Raw genomic sequence first — 24204 nt, forward strand, 5'->3', positions numbered from 1 at the left:
ATGATTGAGTTACTGATTAGATAAATTTAAAAGAAGCTTTTAAGTTTATCTTCAAGGCGTTTTCCCTCTTTTTTAATGGACTCTGAATCGAGTTCACCTTTAAGGGCTTCCTGTGCTTTTTGGTTCAAGCGTTGTTTCTCGGCATCGAGTTGTGTTTTGAGGTGTTCTTTTAATGCTCCGTCGGTATCTAGGGAGATGCTCGGATCAGTAAAGCTTCCTTTTATTAACATCGGAATAGTGATGCCTGTTAAGTCAACATAATCGGTATCTTCAGTACTTTTAGAAAGCGGGGTTATGCTCAGTTTGTAATCTAACGTCTCCTCAATAATATGTACTAAACCAGAACCATCTAAACGCATGACAGGTGATAGCATTAATAATTTTTGATTATTAACCAAGCCTTTCGCGATACTGAAATCACCTTTTAATGAAGCAAAATCGGTTTTCTTAATGCTATCACTACTTGGGGCGCTTTGACCTTTTAGCTTGGCTTTTATAGTGCGTATCTCTTGTGGGATATTCACGCCGTATAATTCACCATCAAGCAGCGAGAAATTACCTTTACCTGTAATCCCCTGTTTGATTTTAGACGTCGTCAGTCCTTGTCCCTTACCGTTAAAGTTGAAGTTAGTATTACCACTTAATAGATCCACTTCAGCGGCATCGGTGAGAAGAGGGCGTAATTGCACGCCTTTTAGTTGCGTAGAAACTTGGTACTTATTAAGTCCTTTACTAGCATCAATATTGCCGTTAAGGGTCAACAATCCATCATAAAGCTGAGCGGTGAGTGGTTTGAGTTGTGCTTTACCTTTATTAATAATTAGGTGTTTGTTGATTTCACCAATTTTAATTTTTTCAACCATTAAACCTGCAATTTTAAGCGTACCATCAATATCTAACCCGTTTAAGAAACTTAGGTCGGGTTCAACTTCTTGCTCGGCGCTCTTTTCATTGGTACCTGTTTTCTGGTCGCTTGTTGAGCTGGTGCTTTGTTCTGTTTTTGGTAAGTAAGGGTTAAGGTCCCACTCATTAGCAACTAAGGCATAACGCACTTTTGTTAGTTGCCCTGTCTGCACGCTAAGTTCACCATCAAGTGTTAGTTGGTCAATCATTAGTTTAAGATTGTTGATAGACGCGAGTTGGTTATTGAGTTGATAGTTAATGTCTGCGTTGAGTTGCGTTGTAACTTTTTTATTCGGTAGGTTATCGCCGCTGATAACCGTATTAATATCAACACCATCAAGGGTGACTTTTTTGCTGTTAGCAAGATAGATAATGTCGGTTTTTAACGTGCTTTTTAGACCTCCATTAGGGAGGGCGTCAGTCGAAACGTCGGTATCTAGCTGTAACGCTTTAAGGCTGATTTCGCTCAGGTCAGTATTGACCAAGAGCATTGTGCTTAAGGTTATCTGCGCTTGTAAATCATCAATAATCAATTTTGTATTGATGCTAAGTGGTGTTTCTTTGTTAAGTGCGAATTGGCCTAGCTTGATCTCGTTAATAGCAATCTTTTGATAGCTACCCGTTTGCAGATCTTCAATTTCGATAATCGCATTGTTGATGCTGATACCAGCAAGCTCTGTTTTGCTCATATCAAAGAACGAACTCGCTTCACTGTCTGATGCAGGAGAGGTTATCTCTTCAGTTGTTGAGTCAGTTGCACTGCTCTTTTCAGTTGGCCCCATGTTATCCATATTTGAGCTGCCATCTTTGGCGGTAAGTAGCGTCACTTCAAAGCCATCAAGGATTAATTCACCGAGTGAAATTTGTCCTTTTAATAACGGCAAGATATTGATACCAATGGCAGCTTCATTCACCTTAACCAGATGAGGCTTATCGAAACCCTGTAAATTATCTAACTCAATTTGACCACTACTAAACCCGAGTTGTGGGAAGAAAGTCCAGCCGATATCACCTTTAATGTGCAAATCACGGTTAATGCTTTGCTTCACTTGTGCTTCGATCTGTGGTTTATAATCGTTTGGATTAACCAGTACTAATAACAGTACGATACCTGCAAACACTAAAACAATTACTGCGATAGATAATTTAATTAAGAGTTTCATTTTTTAGTCCTTTAACTGCCAGCTAATTTTACGGTGTAACCTTTTTTCTCTAATAAGGTTTTGATTATTTCGCGTTGTTCGCCTTGAATTTCGATAACAAAATCTTTTACAGCACCACCGGTGCCCGTACGTTTCTTAATATCTTTAGCGAGTGCTTTAAGCGCCTTCTCATCAAGTTGTAACCCTTTAATGAGTGTTACGCCTTTGCCTTTACGCCCTTTCGTTTCGCGATGTAAACGGATGATGCCATCACTTTCAGGGGCTATTTTTTTTTCTTTAGGTTGTTCAATTTTGCCACCATCTGTTGAGTAAACTAGATTAAGTCCACTTAAGTCCATGTTTTTTCCTTATTTAATAAAAATTATGAGATTTAGCGCATTTGCTAAGTTTAGCAGAGAGTCATTTAAGATTGATCAAAAACATTGTTTAGGCTTGTTTTTTACATTAATATCACTCCTAAATGAGAGTGATTGTTATTGGCGTTACCATTACGACATTAAATAAAGGTATAAACAGATGGTTTTATCGGATCTAAGTGCAGGGCAAAGTGCCACGATAGTGAATATGCAGCAAATGGAACCTGTGATGCGTAAGAAATTACTCAATTTAGGTTTTCTACCAAAAGCAAAGGTTGAACTACTGCGTTTAGCACCAATGGGTGACCCGGTTGTGATTCGTTGTGCCAATAGTAGTATCGCGTTGCGTAAAGCGGTCATTGGGAAGATTAAGGTGGAGCTAATCGTATGAGTTTATCAATAGCGACCATTGGCAACCCTAATTCAGGAAAAACCAGCCTATTTAATATGTTAACCGGTGCAAATCAGAATGTTGGTAACTGGAGTGGCGTGACAGTTGAAAAGAAGACCGGTTACTTTAACTTAGAGGATAATACTGAAGTACGTATTATCGATTTACCCGGGATATATAGTCTTGATTCTGATGCTGATGGCAGTTCGTTAGATGAACGTGTTGCATTTGATTATATTATGCAAAATAGTCCAGACCTGATTATTAATGTTATCGATGCGAGTTGTCTAGAGCGCAGCCTGTATTTAACTGCACAATTAAAAGAGTTAGGTTTACCCGTTGTTGCTGTTATCAATAAGATGGATATTGCGGCTAAAAAGCAATTGGTTATCAGTGAAAAAACCTTAGCGAAACAACTAGGTTGTCCGGTCGTTACTCTGTCAGCACATGATAAACAGTCTGTTATTAAGTTAACTGAACAGTTAACTGGTTTTGCTCAGCAAACACTGACTTCTCCGCTTACGCTTGACTACGGTTCACAATTAAGCCCATTAATTGAAAGCAGTACGTTGTTATTAGGTCAACAAACAAACCATCTTGAAAATAGAGCACTTGCAATTAAGTTATTAGAGGGTGATGTTGCCGTTTTAAGCCGTCTTTCTGAATCAGATCAAGTGCTGATATTAAATAAAAAAGCGCAACTAGAAGCAGATGATGCCTTTGATATCGATCTACAGATTGCCGATACACGTTACACCTTTATCTATCAAGCGGTACAGCAAGCAGTGCGTACAGAGGGTAAACTCGGCCGTTCGATTACTGACAAAATTGATGCGTTAGTGATGAACCGCTTCACTGGTATTCCTTTCTTCCTGTTTGTTATGTACCTGATGTTTATGTTCTCTATCAATATTGGTAGCGCCTTTATCGACTTTTTTGATATTAGCGCCGGTGCCATTTTTGTTGATGGTAGCGCACAATTATTGTCGGCAATATCGGCACCTGACTGGTTAATTAATGTATTAGCTTACGGCGTGGGTAATGGTATTCAAACGGTGATGACCTTTATTCCGGTAATTGCATGTTTGTATCTCTTTTTAGCGTTACTTGAAAGTTCTGGTTATTTAGCACGTGCTGCGTTAGTGATTGATAAAGCGATGCAATTTATCGGTTTACCAGGAAAGTCATTTGTACCAATGATCGTCGGATTTGGTTGTACCGTGCCCGCTGTAATGGCTGCACGTACGCTTGAAAAAGAGCGTGAACGTCTATTAACGGTAGTAATGTCGCCATTTATGTCCTGTGGTGCGCGGTTACCTGTATATGCCTTGTTTGCGAGTGCATTCTTTCCTGATAGCGGCCAAAATATTGTTTTTCTTTTGTACTTGATTGGTATCGCTGTGGCCGTATTAACGGGGTTTGTATTAAGCCGAACGTTATTACCGGGTAAAAGTGAAAATCTATTCCTAGAGTTACCTGATTACGAATTACCAACGCTACGTAATATTTTAATGAAAACTTGGCAGAAACTAAAAGGTTTCCTATTTGGTGCAGGGCAAACGATTGTTATTGTTGTCACACTACTAAACGTGGTTAATTCAATTGGGTTAGACGGTAGTTTTGGTCATCAAGACAGCGCGGACTCGCTACTGAGTAAAGGCGCTCAAATTGTCACGCCTGTATTATCACCTCTTGGTGTCACTCAAGAAAACTGGCCTGCAACCGTGGGTATTGTGACCGGGTTATTTGCTAAAGAGGCTGTGGTTGGTACGTTGAATAACCTTTATTCAACGCAACAAGCGGGTGATGAAGCCGATTTAACCCTGCTTGAAAAACTAAATGAAGCCGTAGCAACTATTCCTGAAAACTTGATGGGTATTAGTGTCAGTGATCCGTTAGGGTTAGATGTTGGCGATTTAGCCGACTTAGAGGGCGTTGCTGAAGATCAAGGTGTTGATTTAACGATTTTCAAAAATATTCAAGATGCTTTTGTTACCCCCGAAGCTGCGTTTGCTTATCTTCTCTTTATTCTTCTGTACGCACCTTGTGCTGCTGCAATGGGCGCAATCGTACGTGAGGTAGGTGGGCAATGGGCTAAATTTATCGCGATCTGGACAACTGCTGTTGCTTATATCGTTTCAGTTTCCTATTACCAAATAGCTACTTTTTCGATACAGCCGAATAGCCATATGCTCTATGTCGCTGCTTCGTTGTTGATTGTCGCTATCGTGATATACCTGTTGAGACGTCGTGGTAATGTACTGGCCGTTAGTTTGGCTTAAGGCAAGCTGTTAGCCTGAGTTGCTTAAACAAAAAGTATCTGTAGTTCGCTGCTCTTAGCCCGAAGTCCGAAACTAATGTTGAAACTTTGAGCTATGAGTGGCGAGCTTCGAAGTTCAAAAAATATTTGTATAAAAAGTGCTGACTCCTAGCACAAGTGGACCTTGTATGATTCTTCAATCAATTTATGAATACGTGAAACAAACAGGGCGGATTGAAGAATCTGCACTACTAACACACTTTCATCTGCGCAAAGAGGGATTAGATACATTGCTCGCGCCGCTTTTGAAACGCAGTAAAATACACAAAACGGTGCATCAACGCGGTGAAAACCTTACGCCGATTATCTATTACAGTTGTCCTGCAAGACAACAAATAGCCTCGATAACAATTGTTTAAATATAAAACAGCAGCTACTACCCGTTTAGGTTTAAAAAGCAGCTGTTTTTATGAGTAGCTATCTTCAACAAATCTTGTAAAATCCCTCCTTTTTAGCAATTTGTACTATCGAGGCTCCTATGAGTATTAAAAAAGTAAACCTATTAGATCTAAACCGTGAATCGTTACGTGCGTTTTTTGTTGAGTTAGGCGAGAAAGCGTTCCGTGCTGAGCAGGTGATGAAATGGGTTTACCATTTTGGTTGTGACGACTTCGATAAGATGGATAACATTAATAAGAAATTGCGCGAAAAATTAAAGCAGCGTGCTGAAATTGTTGCACCAGAAGTAAAAGTAGAGCAACGCAGCAGCGATGGTACTATTAAATGGGTAATGACGGTTGGTAATCAAGATATTGAAACCGTATATATTCCAGAGAAAGATCGCGCAACATTGTGTGTTTCATCTCAAGTAGGCTGTGCGCTTGCATGTAACTTCTGTTCGACTGCTCAACAAGGCTTTAACCGTAACCTAACCGTTTCTGAAATTATTGGTCAAGTATGGCGTGCTGCTAAAATTGTTGGCGTGATGGGCGAACAGGGTAAACGTCCAATTACTAACGTTGTGATGATGGGGATGGGTGAACCGCTTTTAAATCTGAACAATGTCATTCCTGCAATGGAGCTAATGTTAGATGATTTTGGTTATGCACTTTCTAAACGTCGTGTAACACTTTCTACATCAGGTGTTGTACCTGCGTTAGATATTTTAGGTGATAAGATTGATGTCGCATTAGCGATCTCTCTGCATGCGCCAAATGATGCTTTACGTTCGCAAATGATGCCAATTAACGATAAATATAATATTGCTGATTTTCTTGCTGGTGTAGAACGTTACATCGGAAAATCAAAAGCAAATCGTGGCAAGGTAACGATTGAATATTTACTGCTAGATCACTTTAATGATTCAACGGATCAAGCACATGAATTAGCACAGTTATTGAAGAATACACCGTGTAAAATTAACTTGATTCCATTTAACCCATTCCCGGGTAATGATTATGAAAAACCAAGTAATAGTCGTGTTGATCGTTTCAATAAGGTATTGATGGAATACGGTTTTACCGTGATTGTACGTAAAACACGTGGTGATGATATTGATGCTGCATGTGGGCAGTTAGTTGGCGATGTGATTGACAGAACAAAACGTGTGATAAAAAAACGTCAACAAGGTGAAAATATAAGCATTACTGAAGCTTAAATGTAAAAAAAATATTGTTGATGCCGATCGAAGTAGGATAACCGTATTAAATAGCATGAAAAAGCGTATCATTTAGGTCACAATGTTGGACTACTTTTTTACATTTTTTAAGGCAAATATGCGCTTATTTTTTGTTGTTCTTGCATCAGCTCTATTTTTAGGTGGATGTGTTTCCAGTGAATCATCGGTAACCACTAAAAATAGTGGTTCGGGAATCGCCACCCAGTTTGATCCAAAAGGGGCTTCTGAAACACGCATTAAGCTGGCATTAGTTTACCTTCGTAAAGACGATATGCAGTCAGCGAAACAGAACCTAGATAAGGCACTAGAGTATCAACCTAATAGTGCGAATGTGTTACGTATCTTTGCTTATTATTATCAGCGCGTAAATGAAAATGAGACGGCAGAAGAATACTATAAAAAATCACTGCGAATTGATTCTAAAAATGCCGATACGTATAATAACTACGGTACCTTTCTTTGTTCGTTAACGCGTTATGAAGAAGCTGAAAAAGCCTTTTTAAAGGCGGTCGACCAAACTACTTATACCGGTGTTGCTAATACCTATGAGAACGCTGCCGTTTGTGCTGAGCAGGCAATGGCGACTGAAAAAGCAATTTTTTATTATCAATATGCACTTTCACATAACCCTAATAAATCTTATATTAACCTCTCTTTAGCGAAACTTAATATAGATAAACAGGATTACAGTGCTGCGCGTTTAAATCTTTTTAATTATCAAAAACAGAGTAAAACTAGCGCAGAAAGCTTATGGCAATGGATTCGACTAAGTTATGCGACTCAGAAAGGAGCAAGTTTGAGTAAATATGCTGGGCAACTATTGGAACAGTTCCCAGATTCACAGCGCGCATTAGACTATCTAAACCATGAGTATTATTAACAATGAAAACCGAGAGCAATATACCGACCGAGATTATTGTGCCATTAGGGCAAGCATTAAAAGATGCACGTATCGCAGCTTCATTATCAGTTGATGAGGTCGCAGAACAACTTAATTTCGCTCCTTCTACTGTGCGTGACTTTGAAGATAATTTAACGCAGATACTAGAAACCAAAAAGTATCCTGTTATTTACCTGCGTGGTTACCTTGCTAACTATGCAAAGTTAGTGGGGCTTAATACCCTAGAGCTATTTGTTGAATATCAGCAACTAGCCAGTGTTCAAAAAAAGGCAAAAACACTCCCGCCTTCGGATTTAATTATCCCCCATACCAAGAAACGCTCGAAAGCGTTGCCACTGTTTTTGTTCTTTGTGGTGTTGGTTGTCGCAGTTATCTACGTGTTTCAAAAACAGTTATTTAATTCCACTGAACAAACACCCCCTGTGTCAGAGTCTGTTGTGCAGCAACCTGCCGATCAAAATAGCAATGTATTGATCGCAAAAGGTGAGTTGAGCAGTGAAAATCCTACACCAGAGGTGAGCAATAATATTGTTGAAGCACCAACAACAGTTAGCGAAAGCAATTTACTTGAATCGGGCGTTGCGCCAACAACTGTAATCACGACACCTGAACCGGTAATCGTACCTGAAACAGAAAAACAGATGGATGAGGTTAATAACTCAATACCTGAAGCACCGGTTGAGAGTACTGATGTCAGCAACTCTGCGGTCATAGATAATAGCGCAGAGCAAGCAGTACAAACCGCGCAAGTAAATTTAGAAACATTATCTTTGGCTTTTACTGCGGACTGTTGGACTGAAGTATTTGATGCAACGGGTAAGCGTATTGCTTTTGGTTTATACCAAAATGGTCGTGTTCTATCTTTAGCTGGTGTTGCGCCATTCAAGCTAAAATTAGGTGATCCAAGTGTTGTCGAGATACAATACCAAGATCAAATTATCGAAGGTGAATTTACACCCGGACGTAGCGCACAATTTAGCGTGCCACTCTCTTAATTTTACAACGAGTCGCTTTTATATGAGTCATACCTCTTCAATTATTCGTCGAGTTTCGAAACAGATTATGGTGGGTAATGTACCCGTTGGTGGTGATGCACCTATTACAGTGCAATCAATGACTAACACATTAACTACTGATGTTGCTGCCACTGTTGCGCAAATAAAACGCCTAGAGGCTGTTGGCGCTGATATCGTACGTGTGTCGGTACCAACGATGAATGCTGCTGAAGCATTCAGAGAGATCAAACTGCAAACTAATATCCCATTGATTGCTGATATCCACTTTGATTACCGTATCGCTTTAAAAGTCGCAGAGTATGGTGTCGATTGTTTGCGTATTAACCCAGGTAATATCGGTAATGAGCAACGTATTCGTAGCGTCGTTGATTGTGCTCGCCACAATAACATCCCCATCCGAATTGGTGTAAACGGCGGTTCACTCGAAGCAGATATTCAAGAAAAGTATGGTGAACCTACAGCACAAGCGTTAGTGGATTCAGCACTTCGTCACGTTGATATTTTAGACAGGCTTAACTTTGAACAATTTAAAGTTAGTGTTAAAGCTTCCGATGCATTACTTGCGGTTGAATCCTATCAACTGCTTGCTAAACAGATTATTCAACCTTTGCATTTAGGAATTACTGAAGCGGGCGGCCTACGCAGTGGTAGTGTTAAATCTGCTGTGGGTATGGGCATGCTTCTTTCGCAAGGTATTGGTGATACGTTACGTGTTTCATTAGCCGCTGATCCTGTTGAAGAGATAAAAGTGGGTTTTGATATTTTAAAATCACTGCGAATTCGTAGTCGTGGTATTAACTTCATCGCTTGTCCGACCTGTTCTCGGCAAGAGTTTGATGTCATTGCAACGGTTAATGCATTAGAAGAGCGTTTAGAAGATATTATCACTCCGGTAGATGTATCGATTATTGGCTGTGTGGTTAATGGCCCGGGTGAAGCATTAATTTCAGATATTGGCATCACTGGTGGTAAAACTAAGAGCGGCTTCTATGAAGATGGGAAACGTCAGAAAGAACGCTTTGATAATGACAATGTGATCGATCAGTTAGAAGCTAAAATACGCGCGCGCGTTAGCCGTGACGATCCGAGCAACATAATCTTGAAAGTTTAATCAGCAACTTATCATTTTAGAAAGCCCGTTATGGTACACATTACGGGCTTTTTGAGTATAATAGTTACTTATTTTTTTATTATTAACAGCATTGAGAATTCATCGTGGCAAAAAAGATACAAGCTATTCGTGGCATGAACGATACCCTTCCTGAGCAAACACCTGTTTGGCAAAAATTAGAATCATTATTAAGAGACGTAGTTAGCAGCTATGGTTACTCTGAGATCCGTATGCCAATCGTAGAAAGCACGGCGCTATTCAAGCGTTCAATTGGTGAAGTAACGGATATTGTTGAAAAAGAGATGTACACCTTTGATGATAACGGTGACAGTTTAACACTGCGACCAGAAGGAACAGCTTCTTGTGTGCGTGCTGGCAATGAACACGGTTTGTTATATAACCAAGAACGCCGTATGTGGTACATGGGGCCGATGTTTCGCCATGAACGTCCTCAAAAAGGGCGCTACCGTCAATTCAATCAATTTGCGATTGAAACATTTGGTATTGCAACGCCTGATATCGATGCTGAAGTTATCTTATTATCAGCACGTTTATGGAAAGCGCTTGGAATAGACTCACATGTTGAGTTGCAATTAAATTCATTAGGTTCGAATGAAGCACGTGCTTTATACAAAGAAGCATTAGTAAGCTATCTAGAACTACATGAAGATAAGTTAGATGCTGATAGTAAGCGTCGTATGAAAACCAATCCATTACGTGTTTTAGACAGTAAAAACCCGGATGTACAAGCTGTTTTAGTTGATGCACCGAAACTTTCTGAACATCTTGATGACGAATCAGTTGCTCATTTTGCAAAACTGCAACAATATCTTGATGCTGCAGGCATTCAATATGTGATTAACGAGCGTTTAGTACGTGGTCTTGATTATTATAACCGTACGGTATTTGAGTGGGTTACATCGAGTCTCGGCGCACAAGGTACAATCTGTGCAGGCGGTCGTTACGATGGTTTAGTTGAGCAACTTGGCGGTAAAGCAACACCTGCTGTGGGCTTCGCGATGGGCATGGAACGTATCGTATTAATGCTGAATGAACTTGAGCTTAATAGTGACGTTAAAGCGGATGTTGATGTTTACAGCGTGCTAGTTGGTGAAGATACTGATATTGCTGGCTTTAAAATGGCTGAACTTATCCGCAGTGAATTACCTAATGTGAAAATGATGCATCATTGTGGCGCGGGTAATTTCAAAAAGCAGATGAAACGTGCAGATAAAAGTGGTGCAAAGGTTGCGCTGATTATTGGTGAAACAGAGCTTCAAGATAACTGTGTCACAATTAAAGATTTACAAGGTAAAGCTGAGCAACAAACAGTTGCAATGGATCAGCTGATTGCTGTATTACCTACTTATTTATAAGAAAAATAATTTATTAAGGAAGTATTTGTGGTTGATATTATTGAAGGTTATGAAACAGAAGAGCAACAAGTTGATGCGATTAAACAGTGGTGGAAAGATAACGGCAATACATTAGTTATCGGTGCTGTTGTTGGTTTAGCGGGCCTTTGGGGCTGGCGTTTTTATAATGATTCTGTTGTTGAAGGACAAGAGAAAGCATCACAAGCTTACAGCGATATGCTTGTGCAATTTGAAGCACAGGGCGCGGATGCTGATACGACGAACGTTCAAGCATTTATCGATGGTAATAGCAGCAGCAACTATGCAGTATTAGCCTCTTTATTATTAGCTAAAGAAGCCGTTGCAAAGCAAGATTTTGAATTAGCGAAAACACAGTTAACGCAGTTACAAGACCAAAATAAATATGCGCCACTTAATCCTCTTATCAATTTACGTTTAGCGCGTGTTGAAGTGGAGTTAGGTGAATATGCACAAGCGTTAACCACATTAACGATGATCACTGAAGAAGGCTTTATTGCTAAAGCTGAGCAAGTGAAAGGCACTGTTTATCTAAAACAGGGTGACACTAATAATGCACGTGTTGCATTCCAAAGTGCAATTGATGCAAGTAATGGGCGTATTGATCCTATTCTGCAACTGCAATTTGATGATCTTGCGTTAGCGGCTCAAAACGAAGCAACTGAGCCAGTGTTAGACGTTAATTAATAGTTGAGATAATAATGAAGAAAAGCCTTAAACAGCTTGTCCTATTAGCAACATCAACTCTGTTATTAACGGGGTGTTCGCTTTTCTCAAGCGAAGAAGATGTTGTTACTATGTCGGAGCTCCCTGCTTTTGAAGCCACTTACCAACCGAAAATTGCTTGGCAGCAAAGTATCGGTAATGGTGTTGATAAATATTATTCACAGCTACAACCTACAGCAGATGATGAGGCTGTTTATGTTGCTTCACGTGATGGTAAAGTCAAAGCTTTTTCTGTAAAAGGTGGCAAGCTCCTTTGGTCTAACGATTTTAGTGATCATGAAAGCAATAAGCTTAATCGTTCGGCACGCTTTTCTGGTGGTATACATTTAGCGGTTGATACGCTGTATATTGGTACTGAAAATGCGCAAGTTTTAGCGATTGATAAAAGTAACGGTGAGCTGATTTGGTTAGTTAAAGTCTCTGGTGAAGTGATTGCTAGTCCGGTTTATTCAAATGGGCTTGTTGTTGTTCATACTAGTCGTGGTGAGTTGATTGCACTAGATAGTGAAAATGGCGAACAAGAATGGACGCTAAATAACAAGCAACCTAATTTAACGCTTCGTGGCAGTGCGACCCCGTCAATCTCTCAAGGTGGCATTATTTATGGTCGTGCTGATGGTTTTGTTGCCGCTGCGCTTTTAGAGTCTGGTCAGCCACTTTGGCAACTTCCTGTCGCGCGCCCTTACGGTGCAACTGAGTTAGATCGTATCGTTGATGCTGACATGAAACCAGTGATACGCAACGGTATTATTTACGTCTTAGCTTATAACGGTAACTTAGTGGCGATTGATCTGCTAAAAGGTCAGCAACTTTGGGAACGAAAATACTCGGGTTATAGTGATATTGCTTTATCGGGCAGTTCTCTTTATCTAACCGATTATCGTGGTTATTTATATGCAGTTGATAGAACTAGCGGTGAAGAAATTTGGGCTAATAAGCAACTTGCTTATCGTAATGTGACCGGTGTGACGGTGGCTAATGAGTATATTGTTGTGGGTGATGGCGAAGGATATCTGCATTGGGTAGATCGTGATACGGGGGAATTTGTTGCGCAGCAAGAACTCGATTCTGATGGCATATATATGCAACCTTTCGAAGCACGCCAATATTTGTATTTACAAACACGCAGTGGTGACTTGGTTGCAATTGAAAAACCATCAATCAACAAGTAGCATTTAAGATATTTTTTGAATAAAAGTCACTTCAAAAGTGTTTAAGTCGTGACGAAATAATTAAGCAATAGTAATATTGCGCTTAGCAAGTATAATAGCTCCTCGCCTTTTTTGACGAGGGGCTTTTTTAGTTTTATAGGATACACAATTTATGTTACCAGTGATCGCCTTAGTGGGTCGCCCAAATGTGGGTAAATCCACTCTTTTTAACCGTTTAACACGCACACGAGATGCGTTAGTGGCGGATTTTCCAGGTCTAACTCGTGACCGTAAATATGGACAAGCAAAAATCGATGAAGATGAGTTCATTGTTATCGATACAGGTGGTATCACTGGTGATGAAGAGGGCTTAGACGCTGTAATGGCTGGGCAATCTTTGCTTGCAATTGATGAAGCTGATGCAGTTCTATTCATGGTTGATGCACGTGTAGGCATGATGGTTGCCGACCAAGCAATCGCAGAACATCTACGTAAGCAAGAAAAGAAAGTATTCCTTGTTGCAAATAAAACAGATGGTATCGACGCAGATAGTGCTTGTGCTGAATTTTATGGCCTAGGTCTAGGTGAAGTTTATCATATCGCTGCAGCACACGGTAAAGGTGTGCGTCAGATGATCGATACTGCACTCGATGGTTTTTTTGAACCAACTGTTGAAAGCGATGAAGATGATGATGAATTTGAGCTTGGCCAAGAATACATCGAAGATGACGAAGAGAAACTGTTAAAAGAGCAAGAGCGTCTTGCTGCATTACCAATTAAACTTGCTATCATCGGTAAACCAAACGTAGGTAAATCAACACTAACTAACCGTATTCTTGGTGAAGAACGTGTTGTTGTTTACGATCAGCCGGGAACGACACGTGACAGTATCTACATTCCGATGACGCGTGATGACAGAGAATATGTCCTTATTGACACCGCTGGTGTTCGTAAGCGTAAAAAAGTAAACGAAACCGTTGAAAAATTCTCAGTAATCAAAACGCTAAAAGCGATCGAAGACAGTAATACTGTTTTATTAGTTATCGATGCACGTGATGGTATCGCTGAGCAAGATCTGTGTTTATTAGGTTATACCCTAAATGCAGGCCGTTCATTAGTGATTGCAGTTAACAAATGGGATGGTATGACCGATTACGATAAAGAGCGTGTTAAAAGCGAACTAGATCGTCGTCTTGGTTTCATCGATTTTGCTAAAATTCACTTTATCTCAGCATTGCACGGTACAGGTGTTGGCCATTTATACGAATCGGTTGAAGAAGCATACGACTCATCAACTAAGCGTATTTCGACTTCTATGCTAACGCGTATTATGACCATGGCAACAGACGATCATAATCCACCGATGGTTCAAAATCGTCGTGTTAAATTACGTTATGCACATGCCGGTGGTTACAATCCACCGTTGATCGTGATTCATGGTAACCAAGTTAAAAAATTACCTGATTCATATAAGCGTTACTTAATGAACTACTTCCGTCGTTCATTACAAATCATGGGTACACCGATTCGTATCGAGTTCCGTGAAGGTAGTAACCCATTTGAAGGTCGTCGTCAGAAGTTGACGCCAAATCAATTGCACAAACGTAAGCGTATGATGGGTCATCATAAGAAAAAATAATTGTTAGCAATAGCAATGTTATTGATAGAAGAGGTTTAGTATGGAATTGCAATGTCCAAAATGTGAACATGAATTAGTGCGTAGTGGTGAATTAAAGCGCCATTGTGAAAGCTGTAAAAGTGATTTTAAATTACATATTACATGCAGTACATGCGGTGATGAGATTGAACGTCTTAAAGCCTGTGGCGCAGTCAGTTTTTGGTGCAACGAATGTAATGAGATGAAAAGTAAGTCATCTGCTGTTTATACATTACAAAATGATGGCTAATTTCAGTTCCTATTAAACTTTAAGTCAGTTTTACTAAGCGCAACGAGGCAACTCGTTGCGCTTTTTTGTTGCACTTGCTAGGATCTGTTTTTTGATTCTTGCTAGGTAACTATTTTGACGCTCTCCGTAAACGCCCTTAAAAAACATCTTCCCGAAGTACTCATTAAAGATCAATTTAAGTTTTCACGTCGCTTAGCAAATAACAGTAAAATCAAAGATGCTGAAAAAGCAGAATTAAATTTGGTTAAAATCGCCTGTGATATCCAAGCTTCAATGGATAAACGTCAGTGGCGCTTTGATAACCGACCTGACATTGAATATCCTGATCTACCCGTTAGCCAAAAGAAAGATGAGATAGCCAAAGCTATTTTAGAAAACCAAGTGATCATTATTGCGGGTGAAACAGGCTCGGGTAAAACCACTCAGATCCCTAAAATATGTTTAGAACTTGGGCGAGGCGTCAGTGGTTTGATCGGGCATACACAACCAAGACGTATTGCAGCGAGCACGGTTGCTAATCGTATCGCTGAAGAGCTTGATTCAGAGCTCGGTGGGGTTGTTGGTTATCGTGTTCGTTTTACCGATAAAGTCAGCGACAACTCTTACATCAAATTGATGACCGATGGTATTTTATTAGCGGAAATTCAGAACGATCGATTTTTAACAAAGTATGACACCATTATTATCGATGAAGCGCATGAGCGTAGTCTCAATATCGATTTCCTTTTAGGTTATTTAAAGCGCCTGTTACCGCGTCGTCCTGACTTAAAAGTCATTATCACCTCAGCAACCATTGATCCTGAACGTTTTGCTACTCACTTTGCCGATAGAAACGGTAAAAATGCACCGATAATTGAAGTGTCGGGGCGTACTTTCCCCGTTGAAACACTATATCGCCCACTGGAAGAGTATGCTGGCGGGGATCAAATCGAGGGTATCTTCAACGCCGTTGAGGAACTGCAGCGTCTAGGTCGTGGTGATATTCTTATCTTTATGAATGGTGAACGTGAAATCCGCGATACCGCAGAGGCGTTAACTAAACGTAATTTACGTGATACCGAAGTATTACCGCTGTTTGCACGCTTAAGTGGTGCAGAACAAAATCGTATTTTCCAATCCCATCGTGGGCAACGTATTGTACTGGCGACCAATGTAGCAGAAACCTCGCTGACGATTCCTGGTATCAAATATGTTATCGATACAGGTACAGTGCGAATTAGCCGTTATAGTTACCGTACAAAAGTACAACGTCTACCAATTGAACCTATATCGCAAGCAAGTGCAAATCAGCGTATGGGCCGTTGTGGACGTGTTAGTGCGGGTGTTTGTATCCGTTTATATGGCGAAGATGACTTTATCTCACGTCCAGAGTTTACCGACCCTGAAATTCTACGTACTAATCTCTCGTCAGTTATTCTGCAGATGTTGGCACTTGGACTCGGTGAGTTAAACCAATTCCCCTTTGTGCAACCCCCTGAAGATAGAAATATTAAAGATGGTTTAAGCTTGCTCGAAGAGTTAGGCGCGGTAAATTTACAGGCGACGGATGCACGTAATAAGCTAACCCCGCTTGGTCGTCAGTTAGCAAAACTGCCAGTAGATCCACGTTTAGCACGTATGATATTAGCTGCGCAAGAACATGACTGTGTGCATGAAGTGATGGTGATCAGTGCTGCGTTGAGTATTCAAGACCCACGCGAACGCCCAATGGAAAAACAGCAAGCGAGTGATGAGAAACACCGCCGTTTCTATGATAAAGATTCCGATTACATGGCCTTTGTTAACCTGTGGGGTTATATCAAAGAGCAGCGTAATGCACTTTCAAGTAATCAGTTTAGAAAGATGTGTCAAAAAGAGTTTTTGGCCTATATGCGTGTGCGTGAATGGCAAGATATCTACGCACAGATCAAACAAGTGATTGATGAACTTGATATTAAAGTAAATCAAAAAGAGCCGGATTTTGACAGTATTCACCAGGCGTTATTAGCTGGTCTACTCTCACACATCGGTTTTAAAGATAAAGAGCAACACTATTTAGGCGCGCGTAACAGTAAGTTCTTTATGTTCCCGGGTTCTGGTTTATTTAAAAAACAGCCAAAGTGGGGCATGTTTGCTGAGTTGGTTGAAACTTCAAAGCTGTTTGGTCGAATCAGTGCGCGTATTAAGCCTGAATGGGTAGAGCAGCAAGCGCAACACCTGATCAAACGTAGTTATGCAGAGCCGCATTGGCAGAAAAAGTCAGGCGTCGTTGGCGCCTTTGAAAATCAGACCTTATACGGTTTGCCGATTGTGACCAAGCGTAAAGTGACTTATACCAATATCGATCCGATTTTATGTCGTGAACTGTTTATTCGTCATGCATTGGTAGAGGGGGAGTTTAATACTCGCCATCAATTTTTTAAAGATAACCAAGCACTGTTAAATGATATTGAAGAACTTGAACATAAGTCTCGCCGCCGCGATATTTTAGTGGATGACGAAACCCTGTTTACTTTTTATGATGAACAGGTACCACAAAATGTATGTAGCGCTAAACAGTTTGATAGTTGGTGGAATCGTGAGAAGAAAAAACAGCCGGATCTGTTAAATTATCAACGCGATGATGTAATGGCGCATGATGCGACTCACGTGACTGAGAATGCTTATCCTGATTATTGGCAGCAGGGCGACTTTAAACTGCAACTGAGCTATGCCTTTGAGCCGGGCACTGCACAAGATGGTGTGACAGTGAATGTGCCATTAGCCCTACTGAACCAAATAAAACCAGACGGTTTTGAATGGCAAATTCCTGCGTTACGTGAAGAGTTATTAATTGCACTGATTAAAACACTACCGAAACCTATTCGCCGTAATTTTGTGCCTGCACCAAACTATGCCCAAGCGGCGATGGCTAATCTAGAGCCATTAAAAGTACCGCTTTATGAAGCTTTTGAGAAACAACTTTTACGCATGACAGGGGTTAGAATTCCTGATAAATCATGGGATGTTTCATCTTTACCGACACACTTGCGTATCAAGTTTAATGTTATTGATGATAATAAAAAAGTGGTTGCTGTTGGTACGGATATTTTACAGTTACAACATGATCTCAAAGGGGCTGTGAAGCAAACACTTTCTAAAGTGTCTAAGCAGGGCATCGAAAAAACAGATTTGTTGGAATGGAATTTTGGTAAATTACCAGTTTCTTTCAAGAAAGATCACGGTGGATATGAAGTTAAAGCCTACCCAGCATTGGTCGATAAAAATAAAAGTGTTGCCATTGAACTGTTTGATAGCGAAGCGAAAGCGCAACGAGCTAATCAAAATGGTTTACGTCGCTTAGTGCTGTTGAATGTGCCTTCGCCGATTAAGTACCTACAACAAAGTTTACCTAACAAAGCGAAATTAGGTCTCTATTTTAATCCTTTTGGACAGGTTAAAGACCTAATTGATGATTGTATCGCTTGTGCGGTAGATTCGATTTTAGAGTCTGAAATTACGCCTCAGGACGCTAATGCTTTTGAAGTACAAAAAGAGAAAGTGCGCGCTGAGCTTGCTGATAGAACCTTGGTAATCACCCAGCTCGTGGAGCAGGTGTTAACCCTTGCACATGGCGTGAATAAAAAACTGAAAGGAAAAATAGACTTAACCATGTTAGTTGCACAGGGCGATATCAAATCGCAACTTGAGCGTTTAATCTTCCCTGGTTTTGCTTGTCAGGTGGGTGAGAAAAAGCTGCCTGATTTGAAACGTTATCTGCAAGCGCTACAAAAACGTTTAGAAAAATTACCAGTTAGCCCAAATCAAGACCGCTTAAATACGATTGAGTTGCATGAGTTAGAGCAACGCTATTTAGCGTTGTGTAAAACCATGCTCAGTAACGAGAACGAAAATGAGCAATTGGCAGAAGTGTATTGGATGATCGAGGAGTTACGCGTTTCATTGTTTGCGCAGCAACTTGGTACGGCTTATCCGATTTCAGCGAAACGCGTTAAACAAAAATTAACCGAGTTAAAGGGTTAACGCCCAGTAAACTCTGTAAATTCTGCTTGTAACTCTTTATAGCGCTTAGCATGCTCAGGAGGTAACTGAGTATTGCTAAGTAGCTTAAAGCTACTTTGACAGTTGATGATATGCTGTTTACGTTGATCGCGACTGTTTTGTTTGAGTATTAAAATATACACATGAATGCGGTTGAGCAGAGCACCTGAATTTAACGGCTCAAATTCGATCGCTCGGTTAAAGTGTTTTAATGCTGAATTATAATTTCTTGCTTCAAACTCTTGAATGCCAAGCTTATTATAGGCTTTGAAATTATCCATACGCTGTTCAAGTCGGTTACCTGTTTTTTGCCTAATCGCTAATTGCGTGCTTGGATCTATAATATCACGCTGCTCTAGCTCTGCTAAATAGGGCGCTGCATAATCAAACTCACCAATATCAAGCAGTGAAAATAGGCTTTCATAGAGTAATGTATTATCAAAATCTTCAATATTCCCTTGAATTTTTCCTAGTGTATTAAGAATTCTACGTTTGGCTTTCAGTAATTCACCCAATGAAAAAAACACATTGGCCTGGCAGATTTCATCAAAGCTATTGAAATCAAAATTCTTATTACGTCCCTCTTCAAAACGACTTTGATATAAAGTCGAATTGACCTTCTTTAAGATGGTCTTTTTTTCAAACATCTCTTCCTGCGTATTCGCAAAATTAATAAGACTGCGAATATAGTTTGCGAGGTGGCAAGGATCCGGATAAAAAGAGTTTCGGCTGATCTGCAAAATTGACTGGTAACTGGTGATGATCACCTTATGCTCTTCCATTTCATGGGCAAGCAGTGCAACTTGTTGATGCTTTTCGAGGCTATGATGAGTTAGATTTGCTGCATGGGTTAATATACTCAATGCTTTATTCAATTCTCCGTCCCCTTGATAGGCACGTGCTAACCATTGGTAGGCATGCATTTGTAACGGATTATTATGGAGAACTTCCTTTAAAACAGTGATTGCTTGATGGTATTTATGTTGTAAGCAATAAACTTTACCTAGGGTGATGCAAGCGCGCACGAGAGGACGTTTTTCTATAATCATACTGAGTAGCCGCTCTGCTTCACTAAACGCTTTTGTGGTGATGTAAATGTCGGCTAGTAGGTTTTTACACAATCCGCTAAACTTGCTCTGCGTTTCTATTTTACTTTTACATAGCATGATTGCTTGATCATACTTTTCATCGTTGAGTGCATCGAAAATATTAGATAAGGCAGATTTTTTTTGATCGGCTTTACTAAGGCGGTTGAAGAGTTGCGTTTGTGAAAAGGGCTTCATCATATAGTCATCAGGTGCTTTCTCAATCGCACTCAATACCATCCCTTTATTATTATCTCCGGTGATAATAAAGCATAATGCACTCTTGGGTATTAGTTGATTATGACGCAAATAATCGAGCAGTTGAGCACCATTCTTGCCAGAGCCAAGATTGTAGTCGATCAGATAGATATCAAAAGTCTTACGTTGAGCAAGCCTGGCAGCACTTTCCGCACTATCTGCAAAAGTGATTCTTTTCGCACCTTGGTTGGTAAGCATTGTTTTGAGCATGACGTGGAAAGGTTTTTGGTCGTCTACTATCAAAAAACGTTTATTTTCGTAACTAAACATTATCACTCTTTAAAGAAATATAATTTATAAAGTGTATATTAAACTGATAGTTATGGGAAAATTATTCTGTTGTAAATATGATGTTTAATTGAATATACTGATGTTACTAAGGGAAGATCATTCAGAAGAGAAATGGTGGAGGGGGGTGGATTCGAACCACCGAAGCTTTCGCGGCAGATTTACAATCTGCTCCCTTTGGCCACTCGGGAACCCCTCCTTCATTTCGAGATGCATAATATCAGATTAATTTTTATTGTGAAGAAGAAAATCCAAAAACAGTAAATTAAATCAGTTCTTTGCTGATAATACCAATGGAATTTAATAGGTGATCAGAGTTTGCGTAGGAAAAATTATTACTAATAAGGCGTGAGTTGCAGGAGATAGTTGTTCTCACTTCAAAACTCACAACGCAGTTAGGGATAATTTTAACCAGCAAGGATGATCACTTTATTAATTCTTTTGGTATAAATTACACATTTCTTTAAACGTTAAAGAGATAATTGTATTTGAGCACGCAGAATAAAAATTAGTGCACTCATAGCAATGCTATTAATTTATACAATGAAGAATACACAGGGAAATAGTTGTGAATAAAATGAGCTTACTATTAAATGATAATAGTTATTGAGAATAAAAATGTATTTGAATGTGGTTTTCAATAAGTATTGAAATGATAAGACTATCCGGGAGATGAATGGTGGAGGGGGGTGGATTCGAACCACCGAAGCTTTCGCGGCAGATTTACAATCTGCTCCCTTTGGCCACTCGGGAACCCCTCCGTCATTTCGAGATGCATAATATCAGAATAATTTTTATTGTGAAGAGAAAAAAACAAAAAAACAGTAAATAAAATCAGCTTGTTGCCGATAACTTAAGTTGTCGGAAATAATTAAAGAATATCGCATGAATAGTAAGCAGATTGAAGCTGGGTTATTGGTCAATGAGTGGCAGTTAGGCACGCAACTAAATGTTGCTGTGGCTAATGGCACCCGTGATAAATTTAATCTGTTATTGAGCTTACTTTCTGATGATGCGCGTGACTTCTCTCAATTTGATACACCCAAGGCCACACAAGCTTCGCTTAATGAAGTTGAGTTACGAGAATCTTTGGCCTTAGGTGAAGCACAACCTTTAGTGAATGAAGGCCTTTCATTACCACAAGCAAAACAGATTAACTCAGCGGTCCAGCAAGGGCATCTTTGTGATGCTCGTTTACACAGTTTGTTAAATAATGAAGCACTTTTATCACGTACTCATAAAGCCAATTTCGATACAGATGTCGTTGATAATTTATCTTTTCTTGCGCAAACACGTCTTAAGCAAACAGAAATAGAGGCAGAAAATGCAGGAGCTAGCTTAAATGGGATTGATCATACTTTGATGGAAAAATATCAAGCGATGAACTTAGAGAGCAAACCTTTACAAGTGAGTTATAACTAGAGTGTTTGATAGGAAAGTGAGTTGTTATTCGTATCTATGGATGAAATAGAATGAGAGCTGACTGTCAATAATTGTCAGCTCTATTTAACGTTAGTTATTTTGCAAAATTAATGATTGGGAAACATCTTAGGAAGCCATTTTCAGCACAGTTTAGAATGCCGATTTGTACACCTTTAATCTCTTTCGTCACATTAACAAAACCTAATTGGACCGTTGATGAGTTAGAAACACTGACAGCCGCCCAATCAAAAAGCGTATCGCCCTCTGAATAGTTTACGAAACCAAGATTTGCACCTTTAACATCGCCAGTAACATTTACTGCACCCATGTTTAAGCCTTTAGTTTGACCAGGGATCCAGTTGAAAAGTCCTAATGAAGCACCAGTCATACTCTGATTTACTTTTGCTGCGCCCCAGATACCTAAATTAACACCTTTAGTTGTATTAGTCTCAGACATGCCAACAACAGCCAAATCAAGTCCTGTCATGCTATCAATTTTACCGTGTAATACAGAGAGGCGAATACCTTTAACCGATTGTGCATTGGGAGCATTAAAATCTAATGCAGAAAACATAGCGGGGGCTTCTTCAGAAAATACACTTGTTGATGAGGCCAACAGGGCAGAAGCGATTAATAATTTTTTCATTATAGATTTCCTTTTAATAATGACCTAAGAATCTCTATTTTATGCTTTAAACGAAAAGAGTGTAAAGAAAACCATTGTTTTATTTACACTCTTTATCATTTTATGTGGGATACGACCGAGTTATTATTTAAAAACAACCGTGCGATTTCCGTAAACAAATACTTTATCGTCAAGCACCTGCTGTAATGCGCGACTTAATACTGAGCGCTCTACATCGCGTCCTGCTTTTGCTAAATCAGCTGCGCTATAAGCGTGGTCAATATGGGCAACATCTTGGGTAATGATTGGACCTTCATCCAGCTCATTGTTTACAAAGTGAGCTGTTGCACCAATTATTTTTACACCGCGATCGAAGGCTTGTTGATATGGCTTCGCACCAATAAATGCAGGTAAAAATGAATGGTGAATATTGATCAATTTATTCGCATATTGCTCAACAAATTTTGGCGTTAAAATGCGTATATATTTTGCTAAAATAACGTAATCAGGTGTGTAAGGAGCAATTGCAGCCAACATTTTTTCTTCATGCTCTTCACGCGATAAACCTTCATGACTTATTGTATGGTAAGGAATATTAAATTTGCTTACCAAATCTTCAAGCACATCATGATTACCGATAACAGCTGCAATTTCAACATCAATGCCACCATAGGTACTTTTCATTAAAATATCACCTAAGCAGTGTGCTTCTTTGGTGACTAAGATAACAATACGTTTTTTCTGTGCCGAGATTAAAGAACGTTGTGATCCTTTAGGCAGGCTGTAATCAAGATCGGCTAATAACGTTTGATCGTTAAAGTAGCCTTCGATCTCTGTGCGCATGAAAAAACGACCGTGTTGATGATCTACAAATTCATTGTTTTTAACGATGTTCAATTGGTGCTTTTGACAGATATTTGTAATTTGTGCGATTAGGCCTTTGCTATCTGGACAATCAGTTAATAGTGTTTTCTTTTCCATTTTCATCTCAATTCTTTTAATTTTTAGCGCAACATTTTTTAAATTTTTTACCGCTGCCGCAAGGACAGGGGTCATTGCGCTGTATCTTACCTGATTTTTGCTCTGGATAAAAAGTCCCATCGCAATAAAGCCATTGATCCTTATCTTTCACAAAGTTTGAACGTTCATGGTGGTAGTTAAGTTGACCTTCAAGCATATACCAAGCTTTAAACTCTACAAAGCCGGTTTTATCTAAACTTTCACTTCCGATTATGTCTAAGTTGCGCCAATCTAGACTTTTTTCAGAAAGTTGCTCAATGGTTACATCACCACGAAAATCAGGGTGATAACTATTAAATAGATATTCACCCAGTTGTAAAATAAAAGCACTGTAACGTGATCGCATTAGTTGCTCACAGCGCGCTGGTTTTTGCTCCAGAGTATGAAAAATAGCACAACATTTTTCATAGGTATGACCACTTTTACAAGGGCAGGGTAAAGTGGTTGGATTAGTCATGTTATTTTCCATCAAATGTTAACTCAAATAATTACGGTATTTTATATCATAGGCATAAAAAAAGCGCTCATT

The 24204-nt window shown here is 39.6% G+C and carries 20 protein-coding genes and 2 tRNA genes; 14 read left to right on the plus strand and 8 right to left on the minus strand.

The features are described from left to right. Positions 1 to 26 precede the first annotated feature (26 nt). Both QQK09_RS04290 and yciH read right to left on the minus strand, forming a co-directional pair. Positions 27 to 2066, minus strand: a complete 2040-nt coding sequence (locus QQK09_RS04290) for an AsmA family protein (RefSeq protein WP_284202892.1) — start codon at positions 2064 to 2066, stop codon at positions 27 to 29. A gap of 11 nt (positions 2067 to 2077) precedes the next feature. Next, positions 2078 to 2404, minus strand: a complete 327-nt coding sequence (yciH, locus tag QQK09_RS04295; protein ID WP_284202893.1) for a stress response translation initiation inhibitor YciH — start codon at positions 2402 to 2404, stop codon at positions 2078 to 2080. Positions 2405 to 2582: 178 nt separating this feature from the next. Here yciH and QQK09_RS04300 point away from each other — a divergent pair, with 178 nt between their 5' ends. The 13 genes from QQK09_RS04300 (at position 2583) to hrpA (ending at position 18959) form a co-directional block, all read left to right on the plus strand. Continuing rightward, positions 2583 to 2813, plus strand: a complete 231-nt coding sequence (locus QQK09_RS04300) for a FeoA family protein (protein ID WP_284202894.1) — start codon at positions 2583 to 2585, stop codon at positions 2811 to 2813. Further along, complete coding sequence (feoB, locus tag QQK09_RS04305; RefSeq protein ID WP_284202895.1) at positions 2810 to 5095, plus strand: Fe(2+) transporter permease subunit FeoB; 2286 nt, start codon at positions 2810 to 2812, stop codon at positions 5093 to 5095. Before QQK09_RS04300 ends, feoB begins: the two co-directional genes overlap by 4 nt. A gap of 166 nt (positions 5096 to 5261) precedes the next feature. After that, positions 5262 to 5492, plus strand: a complete 231-nt coding sequence (locus QQK09_RS04310; RefSeq protein WP_284202896.1) for a FeoC-like transcriptional regulator — start codon at positions 5262 to 5264, stop codon at positions 5490 to 5492. A gap of 119 nt (positions 5493 to 5611) precedes the next feature. Then, complete coding sequence (rlmN, locus tag QQK09_RS04315) at positions 5612 to 6730, plus strand: dual-specificity RNA methyltransferase RlmN (protein WP_284202897.1); 1119 nt, start codon at positions 5612 to 5614, stop codon at positions 6728 to 6730. Positions 6731 to 6848: 118 nt separating this feature from the next. Then, positions 6849 to 7631, plus strand: a complete 783-nt coding sequence (gene pilW / locus QQK09_RS04320; protein WP_284202898.1) for a type IV pilus biogenesis/stability protein PilW — start codon at positions 6849 to 6851, stop codon at positions 7629 to 7631. 2 nt (positions 7632 to 7633) lie between these two features. Next, positions 7634 to 8647, plus strand: coding sequence for a RodZ domain-containing protein (locus tag QQK09_RS04325; protein WP_284202899.1), 1014 nt, complete (start codon positions 7634 to 7636; stop codon positions 8645 to 8647). Between the two features lie 22 nt (positions 8648 to 8669). Beyond that, positions 8670 to 9779, plus strand: coding sequence for a flavodoxin-dependent (E)-4-hydroxy-3-methylbut-2-enyl-diphosphate synthase (ispG, locus tag QQK09_RS04330; RefSeq protein WP_284202900.1), 1110 nt, complete (start codon positions 8670 to 8672; stop codon positions 9777 to 9779). Between the two features lie 104 nt (positions 9780 to 9883). Beyond that, a complete protein-coding gene (hisS, locus tag QQK09_RS04335; protein ID WP_284202901.1) occupies positions 9884 to 11155 on the plus strand; it encodes a histidine--tRNA ligase in 1272 nt (423 codons plus the stop codon). 27 nt (positions 11156 to 11182) lie between these two features. Continuing rightward, complete coding sequence (locus tag QQK09_RS04340) at positions 11183 to 11860, plus strand: tetratricopeptide repeat protein (RefSeq protein WP_284202902.1); 678 nt, start codon at positions 11183 to 11185, stop codon at positions 11858 to 11860. 14 nt (positions 11861 to 11874) lie between these two features. Further along, positions 11875 to 13071, plus strand: coding sequence for an outer membrane protein assembly factor BamB (gene bamB, locus QQK09_RS04345; RefSeq protein WP_284202903.1), 1197 nt, complete (start codon positions 11875 to 11877; stop codon positions 13069 to 13071). Between the two features lie 151 nt (positions 13072 to 13222). Next, complete coding sequence (gene der, locus QQK09_RS04350; RefSeq protein WP_284202904.1) at positions 13223 to 14689, plus strand: ribosome biogenesis GTPase Der; 1467 nt, start codon at positions 13223 to 13225, stop codon at positions 14687 to 14689. Between the two features lie 40 nt (positions 14690 to 14729). Then, positions 14730 to 14957, plus strand: a complete 228-nt coding sequence (locus tag QQK09_RS04355) for a zinc ribbon domain-containing protein (protein ID WP_284202905.1) — start codon at positions 14730 to 14732, stop codon at positions 14955 to 14957. A 111-nt stretch (positions 14958 to 15068) separates the two neighbouring features. Continuing rightward, a complete protein-coding gene (hrpA, locus tag QQK09_RS04360) occupies positions 15069 to 18959 on the plus strand; it encodes an ATP-dependent RNA helicase HrpA (protein ID WP_431312579.1) in 3891 nt (1296 codons plus the stop codon). On the opposite strand, the gene QQK09_RS04365 is transcribed toward hrpA, so the two are convergent. The 3 genes from QQK09_RS04365 to QQK09_RS04375 all read right to left on the minus strand — a co-directional run bounded on the left by QQK09_RS04365 (position 18956) and on the right by QQK09_RS04375 (position 21369). Then, positions 18956 to 20590 carry a response regulator gene (locus tag QQK09_RS04365; protein WP_284202907.1) on the minus strand — a complete coding sequence of 545 codons (1635 nt, stop codon included), beginning with the start codon at positions 20588 to 20590 and terminating at the stop codon, positions 18956 to 18958. The two genes, hrpA and QQK09_RS04365, sit on opposite strands and share 4 nt — an antisense overlap. A gap of 133 nt (positions 20591 to 20723) precedes the next feature. Further along, a tRNA-Tyr gene (locus QQK09_RS04370) sits at positions 20724 to 20807 on the minus strand. 478 nt (positions 20808 to 21285) lie between these two features. Next, positions 21286 to 21369: transfer RNA gene (locus QQK09_RS04375), tRNA-Tyr, on the minus strand. Between the two features lie 124 nt (positions 21370 to 21493). Between QQK09_RS04375 and QQK09_RS04380 the strand changes: the two genes are divergently transcribed. Beyond that, a complete protein-coding gene (locus QQK09_RS04380; RefSeq protein WP_284202908.1) occupies positions 21494 to 22030 on the plus strand; it encodes a VC2046/SO_2500 family protein in 537 nt (178 codons plus the stop codon). A gap of 94 nt (positions 22031 to 22124) precedes the next feature. Here QQK09_RS04380 and QQK09_RS04385 read toward each other — a convergent pair whose 3' ends face one another. The 3 genes from QQK09_RS04385 to QQK09_RS04395 form a co-directional block, all read right to left on the minus strand. Continuing rightward, positions 22125 to 22676, minus strand: a complete 552-nt coding sequence (locus QQK09_RS04385) for a VC2662 family protein (protein ID WP_284202909.1) — start codon at positions 22674 to 22676, stop codon at positions 22125 to 22127. A gap of 123 nt (positions 22677 to 22799) precedes the next feature. Then, entirely contained in the window at positions 22800 to 23636 is an 837-nt protein-coding gene (gene purU / locus QQK09_RS04390) for a formyltetrahydrofolate deformylase (RefSeq protein ID WP_284203476.1), read from the minus strand. 16 nt (positions 23637 to 23652) lie between these two features. Next, positions 23653 to 24132, minus strand: a complete 480-nt coding sequence (locus QQK09_RS04395) for a YchJ family protein (RefSeq protein ID WP_284202910.1) — start codon at positions 24130 to 24132, stop codon at positions 23653 to 23655. Positions 24133 to 24204: the final 72 nt, after the last annotated feature.

It is taken from the genome of Psychromonas marina (genome assembly GCF_030161115.1).
Classification (GTDB): domain Bacteria; phylum Pseudomonadota; class Gammaproteobacteria; order Enterobacterales; family Psychromonadaceae; genus Psychromonas; species Psychromonas marina.

Coding starts and splice junctions, on each gene's coding strand:
- ispG (WP_284202900.1), top strand. CDS start 8,670: ATGAGTCATACCTCTTCAATTATTCGTCGAGTTTCGAAACAGATTATG.
- purU (WP_284203476.1), bottom strand. CDS start 23,636: ATGGAAAAGAAAACACTATTAACTGATTGTCCAGATAGCAAAGGCCTA.
- QQK09_RS04355 (WP_284202905.1), top strand. CDS start 14,730: ATGGAATTGCAATGTCCAAAATGTGAACATGAATTAGTGCGTAGTGGT.
- der (WP_284202904.1), top strand. CDS start 13,223: ATGTTACCAGTGATCGCCTTAGTGGGTCGCCCAAATGTGGGTAAATCC.
- yciH (WP_284202893.1), bottom strand. CDS start 2,404: ATGGACTTAAGTGGACTTAATCTAGTTTACTCAACAGATGGTGGCAAA.
- QQK09_RS04310 (WP_284202896.1), top strand. CDS start 5,262: ATGATTCTTCAATCAATTTATGAATACGTGAAACAAACAGGGCGGATT.
- pilW (WP_284202898.1), top strand. CDS start 6,849: ATGCGCTTATTTTTTGTTGTTCTTGCATCAGCTCTATTTTTAGGTGGA.
- QQK09_RS04300 (WP_284202894.1), top strand. CDS start 2,583: ATGGTTTTATCGGATCTAAGTGCAGGGCAAAGTGCCACGATAGTGAAT.
- bamB (WP_284202903.1), top strand. CDS start 11,875: ATGAAGAAAAGCCTTAAACAGCTTGTCCTATTAGCAACATCAACTCTG.
- QQK09_RS04365 (WP_284202907.1), bottom strand. CDS start 20,590: ATGTTTAGTTACGAAAATAAACGTTTTTTGATAGTAGACGACCAAAAA.
- QQK09_RS04290 (WP_284202892.1), bottom strand. CDS start 2,066: ATGAAACTCTTAATTAAATTATCTATCGCAGTAATTGTTTTAGTGTTT.
- rlmN (WP_284202897.1), top strand. CDS start 5,612: ATGAGTATTAAAAAAGTAAACCTATTAGATCTAAACCGTGAATCGTTA.
- QQK09_RS04385 (WP_284202909.1), bottom strand. CDS start 22,676: ATGAAAAAATTATTAATCGCTTCTGCCCTGTTGGCCTCATCAACAAGT.
- QQK09_RS04395 (WP_284202910.1), bottom strand. CDS start 24,132: ATGACTAATCCAACCACTTTACCCTGCCCTTGTAAAAGTGGTCATACC.
- QQK09_RS04380 (WP_284202908.1), top strand. CDS start 21,494: ATGAATAGTAAGCAGATTGAAGCTGGGTTATTGGTCAATGAGTGGCAG.
- QQK09_RS04325 (WP_284202899.1), top strand. CDS start 7,634: ATGAAAACCGAGAGCAATATACCGACCGAGATTATTGTGCCATTAGGG.
- feoB (WP_284202895.1), top strand. CDS start 2,810: ATGAGTTTATCAATAGCGACCATTGGCAACCCTAATTCAGGAAAAACC.